Origin of the sequence: Lelliottia nimipressuralis (assembly GCF_041464075.1) — a bacterium.
Lineage (GTDB): Bacteria > Pseudomonadota > Gammaproteobacteria > Enterobacterales > Enterobacteriaceae > Enterobacter > Enterobacter nimipressuralis.
The window spans coordinates 4,368,950-4,386,932 of record NZ_CP167172.1; the positions used below are offsets into that span (position 1 = coordinate 4,368,950).

The 17,983-nt window shown below is 58.2% G+C and carries 17 protein-coding genes; 7 read left to right on the forward strand and 10 right to left on the reverse strand.

The genetic code is table 11. The features are described from left to right. From ACB496_RS21025 to acpT, 5 genes are read left to right on the forward strand one after another with little or no spacing between them, the layout of a single operon-like run. Positions 1–1,170, forward strand: coding sequence for a beta-ketoacyl-[acyl-carrier-protein] synthase family protein (locus ACB496_RS21025; RefSeq protein WP_371973638.1), 1,170 nt, complete (start codon positions 1–3; stop codon positions 1,168–1,170). Continuing rightward, the gene (locus tag ACB496_RS21030) at positions 1,167–1,640 is read left to right on the forward strand and encodes a 3-hydroxy-fatty acyl-ACP dehydratase (RefSeq protein ID WP_371973640.1); all 474 of its coding nucleotides are present in this window, start codon (positions 1,167–1,169) and stop codon (positions 1,638–1,640) included. The genes ACB496_RS21025 and ACB496_RS21030 overlap by 4 nt, the downstream gene beginning before the upstream one ends. Beyond that, positions 1,637–2,368, forward strand: a complete 732-nt coding sequence (locus tag ACB496_RS21035) for a 3-ketoacyl-ACP reductase FabG2 (protein ID WP_102105293.1) — start codon at positions 1,637–1,639, stop codon at positions 2,366–2,368. The genes ACB496_RS21030 and ACB496_RS21035 overlap by 4 nt, the downstream gene beginning before the upstream one ends. Further along, complete coding sequence (locus ACB496_RS21040) at positions 2,365–3,594, forward strand: beta-ketoacyl-ACP synthase (protein WP_100778525.1); 1,230 nt, start codon at positions 2,365–2,367, stop codon at positions 3,592–3,594. Before ACB496_RS21035 ends, ACB496_RS21040 begins: the two co-directional genes overlap by 4 nt. Positions 3,595–3,596: 2 nt before the next feature. Next, on the forward strand, positions 3,597–4,196 hold the full coding sequence (acpT, locus tag ACB496_RS21045) for a 4'-phosphopantetheinyl transferase AcpT (RefSeq protein ID WP_371973643.1): 600 nt from the start codon (positions 3,597–3,599) through the stop codon (positions 4,194–4,196). Here the strand turns inward: acpT and arnF are convergent. From arnF to arnB, 7 genes are read right to left on the reverse strand one after another with little or no spacing between them, the layout of a single operon-like run. Continuing rightward, positions 4,162–4,551 carry a 4-amino-4-deoxy-L-arabinose-phosphoundecaprenol flippase subunit ArnF gene (gene arnF, locus ACB496_RS21050; RefSeq protein WP_371973645.1) on the reverse strand — a complete coding sequence of 130 codons (390 nt, stop codon included), beginning with the start codon at positions 4,549–4,551 and terminating at the stop codon, positions 4,162–4,164. The genes acpT and arnF overlap by 35 nt on opposite strands. Next, entirely contained in the window at positions 4,548–4,886 is a 339-nt protein-coding gene (arnE, locus tag ACB496_RS21055; RefSeq protein WP_107702675.1) for a 4-amino-4-deoxy-L-arabinose-phosphoundecaprenol flippase subunit ArnE, read from the reverse strand. Before arnE ends, arnF begins: the two co-directional genes overlap by 4 nt. Further along, on the reverse strand, positions 4,883–6,538 hold the full coding sequence (gene arnT, locus ACB496_RS21060; protein ID WP_371973647.1) for a lipid IV(A) 4-amino-4-deoxy-L-arabinosyltransferase: 1,656 nt from the start codon (positions 6,536–6,538) through the stop codon (positions 4,883–4,885). Before arnT ends, arnE begins: the two co-directional genes overlap by 4 nt. Next, on the reverse strand, positions 6,535–7,437 hold the full coding sequence (arnD, locus tag ACB496_RS21065; RefSeq protein ID WP_371973649.1) for a 4-deoxy-4-formamido-L-arabinose-phosphoundecaprenol deformylase: 903 nt from the start codon (positions 7,435–7,437) through the stop codon (positions 6,535–6,537). The genes arnT and arnD overlap by 4 nt, the downstream gene beginning before the upstream one ends. Beyond that, on the reverse strand, positions 7,434–9,416 hold the full coding sequence (gene arnA / locus ACB496_RS21070; RefSeq protein WP_107702672.1) for a bifunctional UDP-4-amino-4-deoxy-L-arabinose formyltransferase/UDP-glucuronic acid oxidase ArnA: 1,983 nt from the start codon (positions 9,414–9,416) through the stop codon (positions 7,434–7,436). The genes arnD and arnA overlap by 4 nt, the downstream gene beginning before the upstream one ends. Then, on the reverse strand, positions 9,413–10,396 hold the full coding sequence (arnC, locus tag ACB496_RS21075; protein ID WP_100778518.1) for an undecaprenyl-phosphate 4-deoxy-4-formamido-L-arabinose transferase: 984 nt from the start codon (positions 10,394–10,396) through the stop codon (positions 9,413–9,415). The genes arnA and arnC overlap by 4 nt, the downstream gene beginning before the upstream one ends. Further along, positions 10,389–11,537, reverse strand: a complete 1,149-nt coding sequence (gene arnB / locus ACB496_RS21080) for a UDP-4-amino-4-deoxy-L-arabinose aminotransferase (RefSeq protein ID WP_371973651.1) — start codon at positions 11,535–11,537, stop codon at positions 10,389–10,391. Before arnB ends, arnC begins: the two co-directional genes overlap by 8 nt. A 527-nt stretch (positions 11,538–12,064) precedes the next feature. Between arnB and ACB496_RS21085 the strand changes: the two genes are divergently transcribed. Beyond that, entirely contained in the window at positions 12,065–12,859 is a 795-nt protein-coding gene (locus ACB496_RS21085; RefSeq protein ID WP_100778516.1) for an SDR family NAD(P)-dependent oxidoreductase, read from the forward strand. Here the strand turns inward: ACB496_RS21085 and ACB496_RS21090 are convergent. Beyond that, on the reverse strand, positions 12,856–13,383 hold the full coding sequence (locus tag ACB496_RS21090) for a C40 family peptidase (RefSeq protein WP_371973653.1): 528 nt from the start codon (positions 13,381–13,383) through the stop codon (positions 12,856–12,858). The two genes, ACB496_RS21085 and ACB496_RS21090, sit on opposite strands and share 4 nt — an antisense overlap. A gap of 240 nt (positions 13,384–13,623) precedes the next feature. On the opposite strand from ACB496_RS21090, the gene ACB496_RS21095 reads away from it, so the two are divergent. After that, positions 13,624–14,283, forward strand: coding sequence for an HAD family hydrolase (locus ACB496_RS21095; RefSeq protein ID WP_100780795.1), 660 nt, complete (start codon positions 13,624–13,626; stop codon positions 14,281–14,283). Positions 14,284–14,358: 75 nt separating this feature from the next. Here the strand turns inward: ACB496_RS21095 and ACB496_RS21100 are convergent, their stop codons facing one another. Both ACB496_RS21100 and ACB496_RS21105 read right to left on the reverse strand, forming a co-directional pair. Next, the gene (locus ACB496_RS21100; RefSeq protein WP_100778514.1) at positions 14,359–15,384 is read right to left on the reverse strand and encodes a TerC/Alx family metal homeostasis membrane protein; all 1,026 of its coding nucleotides are present in this window, start codon (positions 15,382–15,384) and stop codon (positions 14,359–14,361) included. Positions 15,385–15,511: 127 nt separating this feature from the next. Beyond that, on the reverse strand, positions 15,512–17,935 hold the full coding sequence (locus tag ACB496_RS21105) for a DUF3772 domain-containing protein (protein WP_371973656.1): 2,424 nt from the start codon (positions 17,933–17,935) through the stop codon (positions 15,512–15,514). Positions 17,936–17,983 lie beyond the last annotated feature (48 nt).

Sequence of the window (17,983 nt, forward strand, 5' to 3'; positions counted from 1 at the left end):
ATGATCTATATTTCTGCCGTGGGCATGGTGAATGCGCTGGGTAATTCGGCCAACGAGATCGCCGAAAACCTGGCGCGTGGCGTCGCACCGGGCATGCACAGCCGCACAGGCTGGCTTCAGGGCGGTGAGGAGATCGTGCTCGGCGGCGTCGAGGGCGAACTGCCGCCGATTCCGGACCACGCCGCCGCTCACCGCACGCGCAACAATCAGCTGCTGCTGGCTGCCCTGACGCAGATCCAGCCCGCCATTGACGAGGCGATTGCCCGTTTCGGCCACGACCGCGTGGCCGTGGTACTCGGCACCAGCACCTCGGGGCTGGATGAGGGCGATGAGCACGTGCGTCTGTCCCTGAACGGCGAAGCGAGCATGCGCTGGCAGTACCCGCAGCAGGAGCTGGGCGATCCGTCGCGCTTTCTCGCCAACTGGCTGAAGCTCGAAGGCCCGGCGTTTACGCTCTCTACAGCCTGTTCCTCAAGCGCGCGCGCAATCATCAGCGGCCGCCGTCTGATTGACGCGGGGCTGGCGGATATCGCCATCGTCGGTGGTGCGGATACGCTGAGCCGGATGCCGGTCAACGGATTCCACAGCCTCGAATCCCTCTCCACCACGTTGTGCGAGCCGTTTGGCCGCGACCGTCGCGGGATCACCATCGGCGAAGGCGCAGCGCTGATGATTCTGACCCGTGAACCGCAGCCTGTCGCGCTGCTGGGCACCGGCGAATCAAGCGATGCTTACCACATTTCCGCGCCACATCCGCAGGGCGAAGGGGCGATTCGCGCCATCACCCAGGCGCTTAACGAAGCGGGCCTGAAGCCGCATGAGATTGGCTACATCAACCTGCACGGCACGGCGACGCCGCTGAACGACCAGATTGAGTCGCAGGTGGTACATGACCTCTTCGGCGAGGCGGTTCCGTGCAGTTCAACCAAACATTTGACCGGCCACACGCTGGGCGCGGCGGGGATTACGGAAGCCGCACTCAGCTGGCTGCTCCTGACCCGCGATCTGCCGCTGCCGGCGCAGGATTTTACCCGCTATGCACCCGATCCGAGCCTGCCGCCCTGCGGCGTGCTGCATCAGCCCGTCGCGCTGGAAAAACCGGTGATTTTGTCTAATTCGTTCGCGTTTGGCGGCAACAATGCGAGCATTTTGCTGGGTAGAGTGTCATGAGTTATTTATCACCCGTGGAGTATTTGCCCCACGATGCACCGATGCTGCTGCTGGAAACGGTGGAAAACGTCACGGACGAGAGCGCCGCGTGTGGCGTGCGTGTCAGCCCTCAGAGCGTGCTGGCACCCTTTCTCACTGTCGATGGGGATCTGCCCGGCTGGTATGCCCTTGAGCTGATGGCGCAGACCGTCGGCGTCTGGTCCGGCTGGCATCGCCACCATCAGGGGCAAAGCAGTATCGCACTGGGTATGGTGCTGGGCGCGCGTGAGCTGGTGTGCGCCGAAGGGCGCTTCCCGGCGGGTTCCGCGCTGACAATCAGCGTGAAGCTGCTGATGCAGGACGAACGTTTTGGCAGCTTCGAATGCACCATTGCCGCAGACGGCACCACGCTGGCAACAGGCCGCGTCAATACCTTCCAGCCGAGCGCGGAAGAGTTAACTTCGCTTTTTAATCAGGAATCATCCACATGAATCGTTCCGTTCTGGTCACCGGAGCCAGCAAAGGCATCGGACGCGCTATCGCCCGACAACTCGCCGCTGACGGGTTTATCGTGGGCGTGCATTATCACCGCGACGCCGAGGGCGCGCAGCAGACGCTGGAGTCTATCCAGCAGGCAGGCGGCCAGGGCCGTTTACTCTCTTTTGACGTCGGCAATCGCGAGCAGTGCCGCGAGGTGCTGGAGCAGGAGATCGAGACCCACGGCGCGTGGTATGGCGTGGTCAGTAACGCCGGTATCACCCGCGACGGCGCGTTCCCGGCCCTCAGCGAGGATGACTGGGACAGCGTGATCCACACCAATCTCGACAGTTTTTACAACGTCATTCACCCGTGCATCATGCCGATGATTGGCCTGCGCAAAGGCGGGCGGATAATCACGCTCTCCTCCGTATCAGGCGTGATGGGTAACCGTGGACAGGTGAACTACAGCGCGGCAAAAGCCGGAATCATCGGCGCCACCAAAGCGCTGGCGATTGAGCTGGCGAAGCGCAAAATCACCGTCAACTGTATTGCACCAGGGTTGATTGACACCGGAATGATCGAAATGGAAGAGACCGCCCTGAAAGAGGCGATGTCCATTATCCCAATGAAACGTATGGGGCAGGCTGACGAAGTGGCTGGCCTGGCCAGTTACCTGATGTCAGATATTGCGGGCTATGTGACCCGCCAGGTCATTTCCATTAACGGAGGAATGCTATGACACGTCGCGTGGTCATTACAGGCATGGGCGGCGTCACCGCCTTTGGAGAGGACTGGCAGTCGGTTTCGGCGGGACTTCTTGCCGGTGAAAATGCGGTGCGCAAAATGCCCGAGTGGCAGGTCTATGACGGGCTACACACCCTGCTTGGCGCACCGATTGATGATTTCACCCTGCCGGAGCACTACACCCGCAAACGCATCCGCGCGATGGGGCGTGTGTCGCTGTTGTCGACGCGCGCCACCGAAAAAGCGCTGGAGCAGGCCGGGCTGATTGGCGAAGCGGTACTGACTAACGGCGAGACCGGAATCGCCTACGGCTCGTCCACCGGCAGTACCGGCCCGGTAAGCGAATTCGCCACCATGCTGACGGAAAAGCATACCAACAACATCACCGGCACGACCTATGTGCAGATGATGCCGCACACCACGGCGGTCAACACCGGTCTGTTCTTCGGCCTGCGCGGGCGCGTGATTCCGACCTCCAGCGCCTGCACTTCCGGCAGCCAGGCGATTGGCTATGCGTGGGAAGCCATTCGCCACGGTTATCAGACGGTGATGGTCGCGGGGGGCGCGGAAGAGCTTTGCCCGTCAGAAGCGGCGGTGTTTGATACCCTGTTTGCCACCAGCCAGCGCAACGACGCGCCGAAAACCACCCCGTCACCCTTCGATAAACAGCGTGACGGTCTGGTGATTGGCGAAGGCGCAGGCACGCTGATTCTGGAAGAGCTGGAGCACGCCAAAGCACGCGGCGCGACCATTTACGGGGAGATCGTCGGCTTCGCCACCAACTGCGACGCCGCCCACATCACCCAGCCGCAGCGTGAAACCATGCAAATTTGCATGGAAAAGTCGCTGAAAATGGCGGGACTGAGCGCGATGGATATGGGGTACATCTCCGCCCACGGTACGGCGACGGATCGCGGTGATATGGCTGAAAGCCTGGCGACGGCGGCGATCTATGGCGATAACGTGCCGATTTCGTCGTTAAAGAGCTATTTCGGTCATACGCTCGGCGCCTGCGGCGCGCTGGAGGCGTGGATGAGCCTGCAAATGATGCGCGAAGGCTGGTTCGCACCGACCCTCAATTTAAGACAACCGGATGAGCAATGCGGTGCTTTAGATTATATTATGGGGGAAGCCCGCCGGATTGATTGTGAATATCTGCAAAGCAATAACTTCGCATTTGGCGGCATCAATACTTCGATCATCATCAAACGCTGGGCGTGACTATGTACCAGTTTGTACTGGGAAAAATTTCCACTCTTAACGCTGATCCCTATGCATCAGCGCTGGCAGACAGGGCGCCCGAAGGTGCCCGACGTGCCCGCTGGTTAGCGGGCCGGACGCTGCTCACCCGCGCGTTGTCGCCCGCCCCGTTGCCAGAAATCGTCTTTGGCGAACAGGGAAAACCGGCGTTTGTGGGCGATCGTCCCCTGTGGTTTAACCTGAGCCACAGCGGCGATGATATTGCCCTGCTGCTGAGCGATGAAGGCGAAGTGGGGTGCGATATCGAAGTGATTCGCCCGCGTGATAACTGGCAGGCGCTGGCCAACGCCGTGTTCAGCGTGGCCGAACATCATGAGCTGGAGCGCGAAACGCCCGAGGAAAAACTGCAGGCATTCTGGCGCATCTGGACGCGCAAAGAAGCGATCGTTAAACAACGCGGCGGCAGCGCCTGGCAAATCGTCAGCATCGACAGCGCGGCAAAGCAGCCGCACTCCGTGAGTCAGCTTCAGTTTGGGTCCCTGAGTCTGGCGGTCTGTACGCCAACGCCTTTTACGCTGACACCTGAATCTATTTCGCCTTTTGCACTGCTGGCCGAAAAATAACCAACACCCCTGCGATAATCAGCCCAACACCCGCCAGCCCGGTCCAGGAGAACGTGTCATTCCAGCCGGGTAGCACGATAGCGGCAATCCACACCAGAATGTAGCTCAGACTGAGCAGCGCATAGGCCTTGCTCAGCGCCATGCGGTGCAGCGCCAGATACCAACAGCCCATCGACGCAACATAACCGCTTAAGCCCAGCAGCAACATGCCGCTGCCGGGGGCAAAGTGCTGCAATGCCGCAAGCAATGCGATCGGCTCAGCGACCGGCGGCAAAGCCATCATCGCCGAGCGCAGCAGGAGTTGCGCCCCGCTCACCAGCACGACGCTGCACAGCGCCCAGAATGCCCCCTTCACAGGCTACCTCCCAGCAGCACAATGCCGGCCATGATCAGCCCCACGCCCAGCCAGTGATGGAATGCGATCTTCTCGCGCCAGAACGCTTTCGCTGCCAGCGTCACCCAGACAAAATTCAGGCTCAGCATTGGGTAGGCAATCCCTACCGGCAAACGCTGGAGCACCATCAGCCACAGCACCATGCCGACGCCCAGCGCCAGCAGCGCCAGGCCGAGCCAGAAGACGATATGCCTCCCTCGCCCGCCGTCTTTTGCCGGGCGCGTGGCCTGTTTCTGGCAGAGTTGGCCCGCGCAGCTCAGCAGGCTTGCCAGTCCCAGCCAGATCCAGACCGTCATTGCGGGAGATACTGCAGGTAAGCCAGACGTCCCTGAATATAGAGACTGTCCGGTTTCGGCAGATCGGCGCGCGCGAGGTCATCGTTTTTCGACAGCAGAATCACCAGCGAAATTTTCCCCTGCGCGCGATGTTCCGCCAGCCAGCGACGGAAATCATCTTTGCCTACGTAGCGTCCTTGCACGTCAGGATAATCCAGGCCGTATTTCAGCTCGCCACTCTGACCAAACATGATGATATCGCTGCGTTTCAGGTCCCACGCCAGCCCGGAGGCAATGCCGACGTTGTTCGCCAGCACAAAGCGGCTCTCCGTTAACGGTTGTCGCACGGTCTCCACCAGCGACTGCGGCTGTTTGGAGTCCACCACCCGATTCGGCACCACAAACCCGAGCAACAGTCCCAGCCCCAGCGGACAGAGCGCCGCCAGCCACCAGCGCTGCTGCGCCCGGCGTAGCGTCCACAAACCGACCAGCGCCCAGACCAGAAACGCCACTACCGCGCAGAAGACTTTGTACAGCTCGACGGAAGTCCAGACCGGATGTCTGGTCGGTCCCCACGGCGAAACGATCAGCGCCGCGACGACGCCCAGCACGCCAAACGCCAGATTGATGATCGCGTTGACGCGCAGGACCTTGACCCCATTTCCGACAAGCGACCAGGCATAGCGCGCCATCAGCATCGCCAGCGGCGCGAAGCACGGCAGAATGTAGGTCGGCAGTTTGCCTTTCGCGATACTGAAAAACAGCAGCGGCATCACCACCCAGCCTAACAAGTAGAACCCACCGCGCGCCTCTTTCACATCACGCCAGCCGAGGCGCAATGCGCCAGGCAACAGCGCCAGCCACGGTAAACTCCCGGCCATCAGGAACGGCAGGTAGTACCAGAACGGGGCTTTATGTTGGGCGTCGCTGCTGGCGAAACGCTGGACATGCTCGACCCAGAAAAAGTAGCGCCAGAAATCCGGCTCGCGATGGGCAATCGCCAGCGCCCACGGCAGGACGATCGCTACGCAGCTCAGAACCGCCAGCCAACCGTACAACAGCACCTCTTTCCAGCGTTTCTGCACGATGACCCACGGCAGCACGGCGACAACCGGCACCGCCAGCGCCAGAAAACCTTTGGTCATCACCCCCATGCCGCAGGCCAGCCCTAGGAGCAGGTAACCGCCGATTTTGCCTGCGCGGGTATTCGCCTGCGCCGCCATCCAGAAGCTGCACATCGCGGCGACCAGCCAAAGGGTGATCATCGGGTCCAGCACCGCGTACGAGCCTACGCCGTAGACCAGCAGCAGAGTCAGGAAGATCACGCCCGATGTCAGCGCCACGCGTTTATCACGCCAGATCCGCCAGGCCAGCCAGATAACCAGAAGCGCGGTCAGCCCGGTAGAGAAGATCGCCCCGGCGCGCACGGCAAAGTTCGAGTCGCCAAACAGCATCTGACCGAGACTGTTGATCCAGTACCCGGCAATCGGTTTTTCAAAATAACGCAGCCCAAGGAAATGCGGCACCACCCAGTTTCCAGTGGCCAGCATTTCACGGCTGATCTCCGCATAGCGCGTCTCATCCGGCTGCCAGAGCAGACGAATATCGACGGGCAGCAGATAGTAAAGCGCAAACAGAACGAAAAGAGCGCCACTAAAACGCGCAGATTTCATGGCGCTGGGCTCACGGTTTGTTGATAACCAAGCCAGCCTTCGCGGCCAGCCAATTCATCACGGACGATTTTCCCGACGGGCAAGGTGCTGAGATCGTCGGGTAACATCTCGCTTAACGGGCAAAACTGAATGCCTTCCTGGGCGGCCAGTTCCAGCAGCGCGGCGAAATCCTGCTGATACGCAATCCCTTCCACTTCGGCGTGAATGGTATAGACCGGCGTGCCGGTATCGCGATGGATGCAGTCGAGAATATAGCGGTTAAAATTCTCCGCCGTGACTTCCCGTCCGACCACTTCATCCCAGGTCGGAAGTGTCACCGGGATTTGCACGGTGCCGAGCCGGGTCTCGCCGAGCTGCGGTAAAAACGGCCCACTGCCCCGGCAGTCGCTGTTATAGCGAAATGAAAACGGCTCTTTGGCACGCACCACGCGCTGATCTGCGCGCCAGCCCGCCACCGCAGAGCAGTGAACCGGCTGGCCGAGGATCGCTTCCAGCTCCATCAGACCACGCTCCACTTCGCGGGTCAGACGGGGAATTTTCCACACGCCACTCCAGGCCTGCCAGGCGTGATGATCCCAGGCGTGTAACCCCACCTCATGGCTCAGGGCAGCGGCGCGGATCACCTCTTCGTTACCCGCACCAATGCGCTTGCCAGGCCAGGCGGTGCCCGCCAGCAGGATATCCCAGCCGTAGAGGGAAGCAGCGCGTGAACGCAGCATTTTCATCAGAAAGGTCGGTTTAAACAGGCGCCACAGATGACGCCCCATGTTGTCAGGCCCGACGCTGAAGAAAAAGCTGGCGCGCACCTGGTGCTCGCTCAGCAGTTCCAGCAGTCGTGGCACACCGTCGCGGGTGCCACGAAAGGTATCGACATCAATGCGTAAACCGACTTTTTTCATGATGCCTGTTCCGACAGCTCCACGGTGCGCAGGAAGAAATCGAGGGTTTCATCAATGGTCTGAACCATATCCACCGTCGGGGTCCAGTTCAGGCAGCGTTTCGCATTGCGGATGCTCGGCTTGCGGTGCTCAACGTCCTGATACCCTTTGCCATAATAGCTGCTGCTTTCCACTTCGCTGAAACCGGCGAACGGCGGGAAGCGGTCGCGCAGCGGGTGGCGTTCGAAGCTTGCAAGCAGCATTTCGGCCAGTTCGCGGATGCTCGCTTCGTTCTCCGGGTTGCCAATATTGATAATTTCCCCATCGCAGAGTCCGTCTTTGTTCTCGATGATGCGGAACAGCGCTTCGATGCCATCGCTGATATCGGTGAAGCAACGTTTCTGTTTGCCACCTTCGATCAGCTTAATCGGCGAACCTTCCACCAGATTGAGGATCAGCTGGGTGATGGCGCGAGAGCTGCCAATGCGCGCCGCGTTCAGGTTATCAAGGCGCGGCCCCATCCAGTTAAACGGACGGAACAGGGTGAAGCGCAGATTCTCTTTTTCGCCATAGGCCCAGATCACACGGTCCAGCAGCTGTTTTGAGACGGAGTAAATCCAGCGCTGTTTGTTGATCGGCCCCACCACCAGGTTCGAGGTATCTTCGTCGAACACGCTATCGGTGCACATGCCGTACACCTCCGAGGTGGACGGGAAGATGATGCGCTTGTTGTACTTCACGCAGTCGCGGATGATCTTCAGGTTCTCTTCAAAATCGAGTTCAAAGACACGCAGCGGATTACGGGTATATTCGATTGGCGTAGCGATGGCCACCAGCGGCAGTACCACGTCGCATTTCTTGATGTGGTATTCGATCCACTCGGAGTGAATGCTGATATCCCCTTCCACGAAATGGAAGCGCGGGCAGTCGAGGAAACGACTGATCGCATCCGAGCCAATATCGAGACCATAGATTTCGTAGTTGTCGTCTTTCAGCAGACGTTCGGTCAGATGGTTACCGATAAAACCGTTCACGCCGAGGATCAGCACGCGGGTACGACGCTTCACGGCAACATACGGCGCGCTGGTCACCAGTGCGCCATTCACCAGCCCTAAGGACTGCGCCAGCTGTGTGCCCGGCATATATACGCCGTTTTCCGTCTGGCCGGTGACAATCTCCAGCGCCTGTTCACCGCAGGCGATAATCAGCGGGGAAGCCGAAATGACCGTCCCCGGTCTGGCCGCCGGAATGTCCGCGCGCACGCGGGATTTCCAGACGATAAATTTACTCGCCCCCACATAAGCCACGGCACCCGGCCACGGGTCAGTCACCGCGCGCACCAGGTTGTGCAGCTGTGCTGCCGGTCTGGTCCAGTCGAGACGCCCGTCTTCCGGGGTACGACGGCCATAACAGGTGGCTTCACTGTGATTCTGTTCGGTCTCTTTGAGAATGCCCTGACGCAGCGCAGGCAGTGCATCATTCAACAGCGTCTGTGCCGCCCTACAGAGTTTATGATGCAGGGTCAGCGCCGTGTCATCCGCTTCAATGCTCACGCGCTGCTGGGCGGCAATCGCCCCGGCATCCGCGCGCTTCACCATGCGGTGCAGCGTCACGCCCGTTTCCGTTTCGCCGTTCACCAGCACCCAGTTCAGCGGCGCACGACCGCGATATTTTGGCAGCAGGGAACCGTGCAGATTGTATGCCCCGACGGTCGCGGCGCTGAGGATCTCATCGCACAGCAGGTTGCGGTAGTAGAAAGAGAAAATCACATCAGGCGCGAGCTTCTGAATACGGTCCACCCACAGCGGATGGTTTACGTCATCGGGAGCATACACCGGGATTTCGCGTTCGGCGGCGATACGTGCCACAGAGCTAAAGAAGTGGTTCTCGCCTGCGGTATCCGGGTGAGTGAAAATCGCGGCGATGTCATAACCCGCTTCCAGAAGGGCTAATGTCCCCGTACATCCCATATCGTGATAGGCAAAAACAACGGCTTTCATGGGTGATTTCCTTCCTGAGAGGAGGTGTGTTCCTGACGAACAACACGTTGAATAAAGTAGCGCGGACGTGCGCGCACATCGTTATAGATTCGGCCGATGTACTCACCGAGTAACCCCATGCCGACAAACTGCGCGCCGATAAACATGAACAGTACGGCGAAGAGCATAAAGACCCCTTCCGCGGCCCACTGCGGCCCATAGGCCAGACGCAGCACAACCAGCAGAACGGAGAGCGCAAAGCCCATCAGCGCAATGATGCTGCCGAAGACGCTGAGCAGACGCAGCGGCGTGGTGGTCAGGCAGGTGATCAGGTCGTACATCAGATTGATCAGGCGCATAAAGCTGTATTTGGATTCCCCGTGCTCGCGCTCGGCGTGCAGCACCGGGATCTCCGTGGCTTTGCGCGCAAAGGTATTAGCGAGAATCGGAATGAACGTGCTGCGCTCGTGGCAGTGCAGCATTGCATCGACAATGTGGCGACGGTAGGCGCGAAGCATGCAGCCGTAATCGCCCATCGCTTTGCCCGTGGTGCGCTGGATCAGGCGGTTGATGGTGCGTGAGGCCAGCTTGCGGAATACGCTGTCCTGGCGGTTCTGGCGCACAGTCCCGACCACGTCATAACCTTCGTCAGCGGTCGCCACCAGACGCGGGATCTCCTCCGGTGGGTTCTGCAGATCGGCGTCGAGGGTGATGATCAGATCGCCCGTCACATGGCTGAAACCGGCCATGATCGCCGAATGTTGCCCGTAGTTGCGGTTCAGTAGCACCGCGACGATAGGGCTGCCGTCAGCCTGCGCGGCGTCGGTGAGCATCATCGCGGAGTCGTCGCTGCTGCCGTCATCGACCAGCAGGATTTCATACTCCTTGCCCAGGGTGTCGCAGGCGGCTGTGGTCCGGCGAATCAGCTCCGGCAGACTCTCCTGCTCGTTATAAACCGGGATCACCACCGAGACTTTTTTTACAGGCGGTGTGCTAAATATGTCCATGTCCTGCAAGCTGATGGAGCGCGGCAATGACGCGGGTTGTGTCGTCATGAGTCATATCCGGGAAAAGAGGGAGTGAACAGATGCGCGCGCTGTTCCATTCAGTGTTCGGTAAGGACACATCCGGGAAGCGCTCGCGGTAGTATTTTTGCGTGTGGGCGGCGCGAAAATGGAGACCAGTGCCGATGCCCTGAGCTTTCAGGGCTTCCATCAGCGCGTCGCGGGTAATGCCACATTGGGCTTCGTCCACGCGAATGATGAACAGATGCCAGGCGTGCAGATGCGGCCAGGCGGGTACGCTCAGAGGCATAAACGGCGTGTAGGCAAGTTCCAGCAAATAGCGGCTGGCGATCTCCGCGCGACGGTGGTTGGCATTGCCCAGTTTACCGAGCTGCACCAGGGCCAGCGCGGCGTTGATATCCGCGAGGTTGTATTTAAACCCCGGAGAGATCACTTCCGCCTGCGGCGCGCGGCCAAGCGTCTGACGGTCGAACGCATCGACGCCAAGACCGTGGAATTTGAGGCTGCGAATGCGCTGCGCCAGCTGTTCGTCATCCGTCACCACTAACCCGCCTTCTGCGCAGGTCATATTTTTGATGGCGTGGAAGGAGAAGATCGCCGTCCCCTGCCAGCCGACGTGATGGCCTTTGTAGTAAGTTCCGGCGGCGTGGGCGGCATCTTCGATCACCGGAATCCCGTAGCGCTCGCCAAGGGTGTGGATGGCGTCAATGTCCGCCGGGGCGCCGGCATAATGCACCGGGATAATGGCTTTGGTGCGCGGCGTGATGGCTGCTTCGATCGCATCTGGCGTGACCATCAGGTTATCGCGATCGACGTCGATCATCACGGGCGTGGCGCCCAACAGCACGATCATATTCAGCGTCGACACCCAGGTCATGGACGGGGTGATCACTTCATCGCCGGGACCAATACCCAGCGCCATCAGCGTGACGTGCATTCCGCCCGTGGCTGAGCTAACGGCAATCGCATGACGGTTTCCTGTCAGGGTGCAAAATACCTCTTCCAGCGCCTGGTTTTTTGGCCCGGTGGTGATCCAGCCCGACGCCAGAACATCCTGCAGGGCTGCTATTTCTTCCGCACCCATCGACGGGCGTGAAAAAGGCAGAAAATCACTCATTATTAATTTCCTTGCGGTATTAAAGGCATCATCAACTGACTGTCTTTACAGGCAACTCACCGAAATAGTGCGGGATGTTTTTTAAATAAAGTTGAAATAAAATCCAGTCGGAACTTCATTAATGTCAACAAAGCCTCAACTAACCCCAAAGTAACGTTCTTTTATTAGGAAAAAATTAAGAGAGGAATAATAAAAAACGGATTACAAGCGCAGAGATCACATAAAATAACTTCAATAACATAACGTTACACGACATGTCATTGAGGATTAATTATGTGAACCTGCTCACGACATGTTAAAGATATATTTCAGTACGCGACGAAGAGAAATAGTAAACGAATGCTTAACCAAAGCGAAAAAGGGCGTTTTCTTTAATTAAAAGGATAAATTCTGGGGAACTTTTCTTTGCAGCGCATTGTCGCTTCTATTTAATATTAACGGCCAAAACTGCGCGTGTTTGAAATCCCCCTTCTCTCTGAACTGCTACGCTTTATGGTCTGAACTTTTATCATCATAAGGAACAGACCATGAAAATCGATCTGACGGGGAAAGTCGCACTGGTCACCGCTTCAACGGGCGGGATTGGGCTTGCCATCGCTCGCGGACTGGCGGAAAGCGGTGCCGAAGTGATCATTAACGGGCGCAGCGCGGAATCGGTCAATAACGGTATTCAGCAGCTTCAGCAGGCGGTGCCTGGCGTGCAGGTGCGGGCGACAATCGCCGATCTCAGCACATCTGAAGGCGTGGAATCGGTGCTGAAGGTGGCGTCGAACGTCGATATCCTGGTGAACAACGCCGGGGTTTACGGGCCGGAAGATTTTTACGCCACCGACGATGACACCTGGAATCGCTACTGGCAGACTAACGTGATGTCCGGCGTGCGTCTGTCGCGCGCCCTGCTGCCGGGCATGGTGCAAAAAGGCTGGGGTCGGGTGGTGTTTATCTCGTCCGAATCGGCCTGCAACATTCCTGCGGATATGATCCACTACGGCGTGACGAAGACCGCGCAGCTGTCGCTGGCGCGCGGCCTGGCGAAATTCGTGGCGGGTAGCGGCGTGACCGTGAACAGCGTCCTGCCGGGGCCGACGATGTCGGATGGGTTTGCGGCGATGATGAAAGATGAAATGGAGAAAACCGGCAAACCGCTTGAGCAGCTGGCGAAAGAGTTTGTCATGGCCAATCGCCCAACGTCGGTGATTCAGCGCGCATCGACTGTGGAAGAGGTCGCCAATATGGTGGTTTATGTCTGTTCCACTCAGGCGTCCGCCACCTCCGGCGCTGCACTGCGCGTGGATGGCGGCGTCGTGGACGATATTATTTAAGCATCACTGCCCGTCACCCGGCGGGCGGTAATAAAGTGCGTCTGCCAGTAGCGATTCGCCAGCGTTGAGACCGTTACCCCCTCGCTGGTTGAGGCATGGATAAATTGCTGATCGCCGATATATACACCGACGTGACGGCGGTGTGGCCCCGTCTGGAAGAAAATCAGATCCCCGGCTTTGAGGCGATATTCCGCCACCTGCACGCCACGGTTGATCTGTTCGCCTGTGGTACGCGGCAGCGAGAGGTCAGCGGCATCGCTAAACAGATGTTGCATCAGCGCCGAGCAGTCAACGCCGTGATGCGTAGACCCACCCCAGAGGTAGCGCGTCCCTTTCCATTTTTGGTATTGCGTCAACATACGGCCACGCAGCAGGTCAGTATCCTGATGCTCAAGCGACGTTTTTGCCGGTGAAAACGACAGCTCATGTTGTTGCGATAGCATCGAGGCAGGCAGTTCAAAACTCATTGCGGAAAACGAAGCAACACTTAACAGCAGGGTTGAAATTAGCAGTCTAAACATCATAAAGGTTCTAAGAAGTGAGTGAATTCTTCCTTACGCGTGAGGGGGCAATATTCCCTCGAATCAGCTTTCGAGGTGGCGATAATATAGGCAGCTCACTTTTCATCCAATCACAGCGAGGTCCAAAAACGGACTTTGCCGCCGGGTCGCAACTTTGTGAAAAAAAAGTACGTGATTGCGGGACTGTGAAGGTAAAGCAGGTAAACTAATGTGCAGAATGTGTATTTCAGCAAAGACCTATTTATGACCAATATGATTGCCGATGAGGCAGTGGCAAAATCCAGCGTGCTTTCCGTTTTCGACTTTGACGGAACGCTGACGCATCACGACAGCTTTATCCCCTTTCTGCGCTTTGCCTTTGGTAAACGCTACTTTGCCGGGCGTCTGGTGCGTATGGCGTTGCCCACCATCAACTGCGTACGCCGCAAACTGACGCGCGACGAGCTGAAAGAGGTGCTGGTGAGGACGTTCCTGACGGGCGTGGACGAGCACTGGCTGCGCCAGCAGGCCGAGCTGTTTTGCGAGAAATACTGGAGCAAGCTGATGCGCCCGGCAGGCGTGATGGCCGTGGCGGCGGAGGTCAACTCCGGCGCGGAAGTGACGATCTGTTCAGCCTCTCCGGCGCTGGTATTGCAGCCGTGGGCCGATAAGCTCGGCATTAAACTGATTGGTACGCAGCTGGAAGTGGTGGACGGGAAACTGACCGGCCGCATCACCGGGCATAACTGTCGCTGCGCGCAGAAAGTGGCGCGGCTGGAGCGGGTTTACGGCAATCTTAACGATTACCACCTGCGCGCCTGGGGCGATACGCGTGGCGATCATGAACTGCTGGCCGCAGCGCAGGACCCGCACTGGCGGCATTTCCATCCGCCAAGAGCGCGACGTCATTCGCCTATTAAATAAATGCAAAACGGCAACCCTGGGTTGCCGTTTTAGTTTTTGTCCCCTCTCACTGTGGAGAGAGCCGGGATAAGGGCGTCAGGCCGCTCGTTTCCCGGGGAACACCACGCTGGCAATGATCCCTAACGCCAGCACGCCCAACACCACAAACAGGCTCATGTTCGCGGTGATGTTATAGCCGTGATGCCAGAAGTGGTCGGTCGCATTTAGCCCCAGCTTGAACGCCACGAAGAACAGCAGCAGTACCACCGATTTCTCCAGATGGACCAGATACTGCTTCATCGCTTCCAGCACGAAATAGAGCGTACGCAGGCCGAGGATCGCAAACATCATGGCGCTGTAAATAATCAGCGGTTCACGGCTGACGGCGATAATCGCGGGCACGGAGTCGAAGGCAAACATCACGTCCGACAGCTCCACCACCGCCACACACAGCAGCAGCGGCGTGGCGTAGCGCTTGGCTTTCTTCACGCGGCCTACCATCACATCCTGGTTTTCCGGTTTTTCCAGCTCGGCGTCCACCTCTTTCTGGGTCAGCAGAAACGCGTTGCTGCTGATCTTCGGCCAGACCGGATAAAAGCGTTTCACCAGCCGATAAGCCAGATGGTGAGAATAGTCCTCGACCTCGTCGCTCTCTTCGTTACGACGGAGCATCATCAGCGCGGTCCAGCCTACCACCAGCGCAAAAATCACTTCGACGTACGGCCCAAGGCTCAACAGGCTGGTGCCGATCGCCACGAAAATCCCACGGAAGACAATCGCCCCAAGCACGCCCCAGTAGAGCACGCGGTGACGGTATTTATCCGGTACGCCAAACCAGGCAAAAATCGCCATCATCACGAACAGGTTATCGACGGACAGCACCTCTTCCAGCGCATAACCCGTGAGGAACAGGCTCGCCATTTCGGCGCCGTGGTGAACGTACAGGAACCCGGCAAACGCCATCGCTAACATGAGCCAGAAAATGGACCACATCACAGCGCTTTTCAGCGAGACCGGTTTGTCGTGACGATGCATGAAGAGATCGATAAACATCGCCCCCACCGCCATCACCACGAATACAACAACGGTTTCCGTCGGGAAACCGAGATGAGCAGATGTCATTACAAAACCCTTTTTAAGAACAAAACACACACCATGCAGAATTCAAAAACAGACAAGATGAAAAGTGGGCCGTTGCCAGCCCTGAAGAAGTTTATCACCGTCAGGCTGCGACGGGATAAACGAGAGTTTACGCCTCTTCCACTGGCGTGATTTTATGCGGCTGCTCCAGCACCATCGTTTGAGTCTGGCTCAGACTAATGCCCGCCGCACGCAGCATTTTGAGGATCTCATACAGCAAATCGCTGCGCGTGGAGCTGACCATACGCGGGCTGTTTACATACCCGGTCACGCTGAGCACAATCCCGTTCGGCCCCAGCTCCTTGAAACTGACCGACGGCGCAGGCGCTTCCAGAATCGACTCATGCAGGGTATAGGCATCCAGCAGCAAATTACGCACCTGCTCCGGATCGATATCCAGCGGGAAGGTCAGCGTGATGGTCGCCACGCCCTGCGCATTGCCCATGGTAGCGTTACGCACGTTCTGGGAAATCAGCTGCGAGTTCGGCACGATCACCGTTGATTTATCGCCGAGCTGAATCTCTGTCGCACGAACGTTGATGCGGCGAATATCCCCTTCGACGCCGCTGATACTCACCAGATCCCCCACTTTTACCGGACGTTCCGTCAGCAGAATCAGACCGGAGATAAAGTTCTTCACAATCTCCTGCAGGCCAAAACCGATACCGACCGACAGGGCGCTGACGATCCACGCCAGACGGTTCCACTCAATGCCGAGCATCGACAGGGTGAGCATAATGAGGAGCACGTAGCCGACGTTGGTAAAGAGCGTCACCAGCGAGGCGCGAAGCCCTCTGTCCATCGTGGTTTTCGGCAGGAAATCGTGATCCAGCCAGCGGCGCGAGGAGCGAAGGATATACCACCCGACCACCAGGCACACCACGGCATTCACCGCGTGCGCCGGGATAATATTCATACTCTCGAGGCCCTTACCGCCCCAGATATCCGCGATTTTGCTGACTAATTCGAGCGGCGTGGTGGTGCCAAAGGTGCCGTTCAGCAGCGCCACCACGGCCATCAGCAGCAGCGTGGTTTTACCCAGCGCAGAAAACAGCGTGGAGGCCAGCGACAGATGGCGCTCATTGAGGCTGAGGGTGCTTTGTAAAATCTTGCCGCTGTGGGTCGTGGGCGAGAACACCGCCTCGCACAAATCCACCACGAAATGAATCAGCAGGTACAGGCAGCTGACCACCAGGCCAATCCACAGCAGTTCGAAGGTAACAAATCGCGCCAGCGGGATGTAGCCAATCAGCAGAGCAATCAGAATGACAAACGCCGTCAGGCTGATCACCAGATGGATCAGCCCCGCCATCGTCGAGCGCGCCTCGGTTTGCTCGCCTTCGGCGCGCATTTTACGGCGCATACGGTTAACGCGGATGGGGGCGATCAGGCAGTTGAGCGCCACCAGCAGCGCTGACAAGCCGTTGCCAAACAGCGTTGCATCAATGCTCGACCCGACCAGCCCGTTGAGCTGCTCGATAATGCCGAAGATAAAGATAAACGCCGCCAGCAGGATCGGGAACGAGGCGAGCGTTTTCGCCAGCGAGTCGGCGATACCCGGCAGACGCCACGACGGATGGCTGTTCGACAGCAGCGCGATACCCAGCCCGGCAATCACCGCCGAGAAATAGGTCAGCTCAACTAACTGATCGGCAAAATCCAGCACCAGACGGGACGTGTCTGGCAAACGTGTGAAGATATAGCACAGCAGTTGCATGCTGATGCCGAGCGTCACCGTGGTGCTCAGCGTCGTGAAACAGGCCAGGAAGCTGCGGCGAAAACGTCCCTGCGGCAGCCAGCGCGGCAAGATCCAGTTCATCGGTTTGTCCAGCGCCTTGCGCCCGAACAGGCCGATCACCAGCGCTAACAGCAGATAGAAGCCGGAACCGATATACCAGTCTTCGCTCCAGGCCTGATCCCAGGCATCGCCGATCTGCGAGCCGAATTCGTCAAACCGCTGCGTGTCTTTCTCGTTAGGGGAAATCAAAGGCGACCAGAATTTCTCACCCAAAATGCTGCCGGTATTCAGGGCAATCTGCGTTTTCAGCGCATCACGGCGCAGCCCGTAGATTTGGCTGGAGAGATTCTGGGCGTTAACGGCGATGGCTTTGATCTGTTCAATCTGCGTCGTTAGCAGCGTTTTACTGTTATTGAGCTGCTTACGCTGGCCAACCACCTGCGCCGTTTCGGTAACGGTGCCCGGAGCGGGCGCCGGGCCGAGTACGTCGAGCTGCGCCTGAATCTGCGTCAGCTGCGGCGCAAGGATAACGGCCAGTTTGTTCGCGTCTTCGGCAAGCTTAAGGGCATCGTCATTCAGGGCGGTGAATTTCTTGTCGGTTTTGACCGCAGAGACCTGCTGCTTGAGGGTATCCAGGCGTTTTTGCAGCGCAGGCAGCGCCGTGCTGACGTTGACCTTTACAGGCTGCTCCGCCTCGGTTTGCGTTGGCGCGTCATCTGCATGAGAGAAAAAGGGCGTCAGTATCAGACACGACAACAATGCCAGTAGCAGCGGCATTCTTAACATTTTTTGCATAGTGTGGTGAGATCCGCGAAATCGAAAAATGAACGACCAACAACAGAT